Source organism: Deltaproteobacteria bacterium (assembly GCA_029860075.1).
In the GTDB taxonomy this organism is placed as follows: Bacteria; Desulfobacterota; JADFVX01; order JADFVX01; family JADFVX01; genus JAOUBX01.
In genome coordinates this window covers 1-4,433 of record JAOUBX010000150.1, presented here as the reverse complement: position 1 = coordinate 4,433, position 4,433 = coordinate 1, and the positions used below count along the sequence as shown (strand labels likewise).

Here is a 4,433-nt window from a genome sequence, read left to right as displayed (position 1 = left end):
ATCGGAAAGCCGTATGCGGGAGAACCGCTAGTACGGTTTGATGAGGGGAGGCTGTGAACCATGTCTTATTATCGGCAGGTTCGCTGCCTTCTACTCTAAGTACGCCGTTACCGGCAACCTATCTAGCAGATTAAAGTCCTGTCCGGGGAATTGCTCATTCGTCCCGGTAGCTCCGTGAAGCAGCCCTGTAGGGCGTATAAGCCTGCGCCATACGCCGTATGATGAAAGTATTACACCATGTTGAATTATAGACGGCAGACAAAGAAGCAATGGGGCCAGCTATTATTTACCGTTAATTTACAAAGAAGAAAGGGGCTTCTCATTGATCAGATGTATGGTATTTATCCCAAAAAATGGGTGTGTTGCATTGTTGAGGGTTTATAAACCGGAGTTTTTCATGCTACGAGAACTTTTTTGATAAGTAAGACCATATGAGGGCGAGTGCGTCATTTTGGCGATGAATTAGAGAAAACTTTAGACTAACTGGTTAGTGATATAAGTATGTACGAAATTAGAGAATATATTTCGTCTGATTTATCTGCAGTGACACAGGCTTTTAACGCCGTTGTTGAAAGTGGAAATGCGTTTATGACAGAGCATCCTGTTTCTGAAGAGCAAATGCGAGAACGGCTCAAGAATGAACAAAGTGTTTTTGTCGCTGTAAGAGATGGGACGGTTGTTGGCTGCTATATGTTACGTTCAAATATGAAGGGGCGCGGCAATCACATCGCAAATGCAACGTATTTTGTATCAGAAAATCAAAGAGAAAACGGGATAGGAAACCTATTAGGAAAACACTCTATATCCACTGCAATGAAGCTTGGATATAAGGCAATGCAATTCAACGGAGTTGTAATAAACAATCAAGCATCATTGCGCCTCTGGGAGTATTTAGGATTTGAGGTGATAGGCAAGATTCCAAACGGATTTAGAAATAAAAATGAAGAGTATGTTGATGTATGCATCATGTACAAAGAGCTATGAAATCGCTAACAATGCCATGCACTCGGATGTGGATTCCGCTGCGCTCCATCCACGCCGGTGATGGCAAACGATATCTTGATGAGCAGAAGATATAGGAGCAAATTCCATTGAAAGATTTTTTAAAAAACGTCATCTTGCTCATTTACACCATTATTCTTATATTTCATTTATTAGTTGGATCTTCTTTTTTCTTTTCTGCATTAAACTCGTTATTTGAACATGGTATTAGTGAAGTTGGTTTGGAGGGTATTTTAACGATTTTTCCAGGGCCTTTTTCTTTTATGATTATTTTGCTGGTAACAGTTATAATTATTCAATCCAAGCAGGATTTATCATTCGAGAATTCATCATCTTTTTTATTCTTTCAAGTTGCTTTGTCAGAGCTTTTATTATTATTCTCTTTTGCTTTTCACAGCTATTTATTCTTAGCAATCTATGGCTTCATATCTGTAAGTTTTATTGTTGTTAACTTGCGTGAGATACGTAAAAAGAAGCAGGAATTAATGGTTAACACTGATAGTGGAATCCTATAATAAAGATAACCACCTGCTGCCCTACAAAGCTTTCATTGCTATCATGGAAAGACTCTGTTTATCCATACTCAAAAAGGGGGGGGATGAATCATGAAGAAAATCTGCATTATATTGGCACTATTGTTTTTCTATCCTATGGCGGGCAAGGTGATAGCGGAGAGCTGCATAATTTATGACCCTCCAAAATCATTCGATTCCGACGATATTGAGGTTATCAAAAAGAAACTCACTGAAACAGTAATGGCTGCAATTAAACGCTATTGCGAAGATGAACCAGAGGGTATAGGGGCAAACATCAAGATGCTGGCGCCCAATACCTTAAGAAAAGGGGATCGGCTACTTTAAAACATAAAAAGGGGGAACAACCATGAAAATTCTAATTGCAGAAGATAACCTGAGACTTCAAAAGTCGGTCGGCATGTTATTGAAATGTTGGGGTTTTGATTTTGATACTGCGAATAACGGGCAGGAGGCGGTTGAGCGGGCTGTGGCGAATGAAGGTAAATATGACCTTTGCCTTATGGATATCGATATGCCTATAATGAATGGCTGTGAAGCGGCGCGGGCGATTCGCAGGGAGCTTAAGTATTTTCCTATTATGGCCTTGTCCGGCAATGCCTGTATTGAAGAGAAATATGCCGCAGCCGGGATGGATGATTATTTACCGAAGCCCTTTGAAGCTGACAGGCTTTTGGGTAAAATAAATGAATTGACGATTAAGTCATTAAAAATAAGTTTCAGGAAGAATGATTTACATTTCATAAAGGAGATGCCCATGGATGCAGCGGAATTAAAGGAATTAAGAGAACTTGATAAAAAGGGTCTAGCAAAATTCAGTTTAATTGATGCGGACCATAAGTTTATTGCGCACAAAAATCTTCAGAATAAAGTTTCCCATGACTTTATTGCAAAAGGAAAGTTGCTGTCCGAGTTTCTGGACCGCTCGGAAGATGACCCCGGTATTATCCACTTATATTCTTCAAATCTTCATGCGAATAAAAAACATATTTTACCTGAAACCTTTCAGGAATTAGCGCTGTTGGAAGATGAAGAATTTAGAAACTATACAACGAAATCAGAGTATCCCGAAAAAGAGGGGCCTGACTCTAAGTGATGGTTTGAAAATATAACCGACGCAAGTGGTGGAAACGTCGCTTCGCGCCTTGGTCTGTTTAAATCCGGTCAAAAAAGTGTTACCCATGTCCATAGGTTAAAGTGTTACCTATCTTTGGGTTGAACAAGGGCCTTTTGGGGACTTATTCTTCCCTGCCTTATTAACCCCCTATCCTGTTAAACTGAATCAAAATAATCACCAAATATTCCCCTTCTTGATAAGGAGGGGTTAGGGGTGGTTGAAACAATTAACTGCGACCTTTTCCGGTCAAAAAAAGTGTTTACCACCCCTTCAGGCTTTAGTTTCTGAACCTGGAGTGGCACTGGACGCAGCCGTCGAGGATCTCGTGGGCGGACTTCTGAATCCCCTTGCGGTCCTTCTTTCTTGCCGCGCCGAGCAGCTTCTTCAGCTTTCCGTGAAAGGCCTCATCCATCTCAACAAATTCATCCAGCTTGTCTCCGTTTTTTGGGAGTTTTACCTTGCCGTCGTGGAGCGCTTTTTCTGTCGCCATCTTTGCCCTGTGCACCTTGTGGAAGGGCGGCTCTATCGCTTCGGGTGTGTCCAGCAGAATGGCGTCGATGAGGTTCTTGTAGGCTGCATCGAGGAGCCTCATCTCATGTTTGACCGCACTTTCCGCAGGCGCTGCATCTTCTACGGCATGTTTGCTGTGTGAGGAATGGTCTTCCTGTGCCCGGACGGAAGCAGCGAGGGTAAGGGATAGTGCAATTGCTGAAGCTGTGATGATTCTTTTCATGTTTTAAACTCCTTTTTTGGGTTTTTGATATAGTTTACGCAAGGGAAGAAGCTTTTGTGACAAAGGGTGAAAAATAAATTTTTGAGCCAGGGAAAAGTAACTCTTTGAACTAAAGTCACTCCCTTATGTCACAAAAGAAGCAGACCATGCGTATAATAAATTAGCAGCGATTATCTATAATGAGAAGTAAAATTACAGACGAAGAGCTCATGGAACGGTACAATCAGCCAGGCACAGCTTTGAAATGAAGATAAAGCTGTCATCCTCACCCATCAAACAGTTGGTCTGCTTCTGCTCACTTCATTAATTCTATTCCCTCTTTTGCAATCAGGGCAACAAAAGTATAGCGGGCAAGCTTGCCCGTAAGAACGAGCAATGAAAAACGGATGAACCCTGTCTTCATCATGCCTCCTGCAAGGCAGATGGGATCGCCCACTACAGGCACCCAGGAAAGAAGGAGCGTCCAGGCGCCATATTTCTCGTAACCCCTTCTGGCTCTTTCCTCCTTTGCTTCACTGATACCGATTACCCTGCGGATCAAAAAAGCGCCCCCGTACAAACCGATCAAATAAGTTGTAACTCCACCCAGGTAATTGCCTGAAGAGGCGACGGCAATTGAAAAAGGGACGCTGCTCCCCGATATGATCATGGCGGCAAGGAGCCACTCCGATCCGAGTGGAAATAGGGTGGCGGCAAGAAAACTGACGCCGAAAAGGGCAAGGTAGCTTTCTGCTGTAACAGAAGGGTCCATGGCCTGATATTAGCAGAAAGGTGAAGGTGAAGTCATTAGTTTAGGCCTGAAGTGGTAACACCTCTAATTAACAGGGACACATCCGAATGGCACTAGGTTAAGCACCTTTATCATAGAAAAAGAGCAGTGAATATAAAGGCAAAAGGGTATAACAGGGTATGAAAAATTATACTTCTTTATTCCCCAATTTCCATTTACATAACCCTCCTAAAAAGCCTCGTTCAGCCAGCAGATATTACCTGAAAAGGTGAAACAACAAAAACAGAAATCGATCAGTCAGCCTGGTGCATGTCTCGG

6 protein-coding genes are annotated in these 4,433 nt (G+C 42.3%); 4 read left to right on the top strand and 2 right to left on the bottom strand.

Annotation, left to right across the window (positions count from 1 at the left end; genetic code table 11):
- The first annotated feature begins 501 nt into the window (after positions 1-501).
- The 4 genes from OEV42_21320 to OEV42_21305 all read left to right on the top strand — a co-directional run bounded on the left by OEV42_21320 (position 502) and on the right by OEV42_21305 (position 2,631).
- Positions 502-984, top strand: coding sequence for a GNAT family N-acetyltransferase (locus tag OEV42_21320; GenBank protein ID MDH3976811.1), 483 nt, complete (start codon positions 502-504; stop codon positions 982-984).
- A gap of 107 nt (positions 985-1,091) precedes the next feature.
- Positions 1,092-1,517: a hypothetical protein gene (locus OEV42_21315; protein MDH3976810.1), complete on the top strand. Its 426-nt coding sequence runs from the start codon at positions 1,092-1,094 to the stop codon at positions 1,515-1,517.
- Positions 1,518-1,607: 90 nt separating this feature from the next.
- Positions 1,608-1,862, top strand: a complete 255-nt coding sequence (locus tag OEV42_21310; protein ID MDH3976809.1) for a hypothetical protein — start codon at positions 1,608-1,610, stop codon at positions 1,860-1,862.
- Between the two features lie 22 nt (positions 1,863-1,884).
- On the top strand, positions 1,885-2,631 hold the full coding sequence (locus OEV42_21305) for a response regulator (GenBank protein MDH3976808.1): 747 nt from the start codon (positions 1,885-1,887) through the stop codon (positions 2,629-2,631).
- 298 nt (positions 2,632-2,929) lie between these two features.
- On the opposite strand, the gene OEV42_21300 is transcribed toward OEV42_21305, so the two are convergent.
- Both OEV42_21300 and OEV42_21295 read right to left on the bottom strand, forming a co-directional pair.
- Entirely contained in the window at positions 2,930-3,385 is a 456-nt protein-coding gene (locus OEV42_21300) for a hypothetical protein (protein MDH3976807.1), read from the bottom strand.
- Positions 3,386-3,680: 295 nt separating this feature from the next.
- On the bottom strand, positions 3,681-4,136 hold the full coding sequence (locus OEV42_21295) for a DedA family protein (GenBank protein ID MDH3976806.1): 456 nt from the start codon (positions 4,134-4,136) through the stop codon (positions 3,681-3,683).
- Positions 4,137-4,433 lie beyond the last annotated feature (297 nt).